The organism is Camelimonas sp. FR25, from assembly GCF_059740505.1.
The window spans coordinates 1-1409 of sequence record NZ_JCAWFG010000042.1; the positions used below are offsets into that span (position 1 = coordinate 1).

Annotated in this window: 1 protein-coding gene and 1 pseudogene; both read right to left on the minus strand. The window is 61.5% G+C overall.

Going from position 1 to position 1409, the window contains the following annotated elements:
• Positions 1–145: 145 nt before the first annotated feature.
• Positions 146–679: a DNA-binding protein gene (locus AC6A67_RS05575; protein WP_498035568.1), complete on the minus strand. Its 534-nt coding sequence runs from the start codon at positions 677–679 to the stop codon at positions 146–148.
• 381 nt (positions 680–1060) lie between these two features.
• Positions 1061–1409 (minus strand): annotated as a pseudogene (locus AC6A67_RS05580) (IS6 family transposase); the annotation flags it as partial.

A 1409-nucleotide genomic window follows, 5' to 3' on the forward strand; every position in this document is an offset into this window, starting at 1 on the left:
CACGCCAGGACGGGCGCGTGCTGCGTGCGGCGCACACAATGCATGATTTGCCCCCGCCCGGATGGTCATGATGGGCAATAACGCAGTGTCGAGCCTTTCCGGGGCGGCGGCGCTGAACCTGATGGGCCAAGCGCAGGCGCCGGCGTCAGGTGAAACCGTCCCCGGAGTTCGCGAGGATCAGACGCTCGACGGCTGCGCGATCCCTCTGGCGGAGCGCTTCAAGCGGGGAACGACCTCCGAGCGCGCTGTCCTCCGTCAGAAGGAAATCGAGCGCCGCCCATGCTCCCTGGGTCGCAAAGGCTCGCACTACGTCGGGGATGCCAGCCAGCACCTCGCCGTCCAGAAGTTGGCATGCAGGGTATTTCCAATCGGTTCCCTGCCGGATGGCCAGGATCGAGTTGCTCCGCCTGCGCTTGTCGATCGCCTGCCGTGAGATGCCGGCGATATTGCAAACCGCTTCGGCTGACAGCACGCCTCCGGCCCGGCTCAAAAGCTGGGTGCGATGTTCGACATTGCGGGCGAGCGCCGGCACGAGCGGGTCATGGTCAACGACAGCCGGCCCGATCAATTCAGGTTGGCTGAGCAACTGCGCGATTGAGCCGGCGCCGGTTGGCGCAGCAAGGGCTTCATTAAGTGTTTTGGCGGGCGCCTTAGCCACGATGCACTCGAGGGCGGCCATGGCGCGGCGCAGGAAGGTGGCCTGGACAGAGTCTGGGTCGGTGGGGGCTTGCGGGAGGGGCAACTTGGCCTCCACAGTAGTTGTCGTGAGAATAGTTTGGGGTGTAACAGTACGACGTCAACCTGCCACGGTGCGCGCGGGGCATAACCTCCTCCCGGTTATCATGTATCTGGCACAACTCAAAATTCCTATGCGGGAAGTTCATTGGCACCGACAAGCCGCGTGGCGGCTTTGCGCCCCTATCCGGTCGAACACTGTCTCCTGGAACCTTCCCGAAAGCTGCCATTCCACTCATTCGAGCGCTATGCCCTCAATTTGCGACAAGCCCCGCATAGCACGTCAGCTGCTGGAGGCTCGTTAAAGGGCTCTGTTGCAAACTTCCTTGTCCGTATTCAGCGTCAACGGCTTTTGCCAGTTTTTGAGACCGTTCAGCGCTTTGGCGAGGAAGCGCCGGGCTGCCTTGGCGTTGCGCGTAGGCGACAGGTAAAAAATCAATCGTACCGCCGTTCCTATCCACTGCCCGGTATAGATATACCCATTTGCCCCTGACCTTCACATGGGTCTCCTCGATCCGCCAACTGCGTGAGATCCCGGGGCGCTTCCAGTACCAGCGCAAGCGGCGCTCCATCTCGGGCGCATAGCGTTGGACCAAGCGATGGTCAACCTTAACACCACGCTCCTCCAGCATCTCTTCGAGGTTGCGGAAGATCACGCCATATTTGCAGTACCA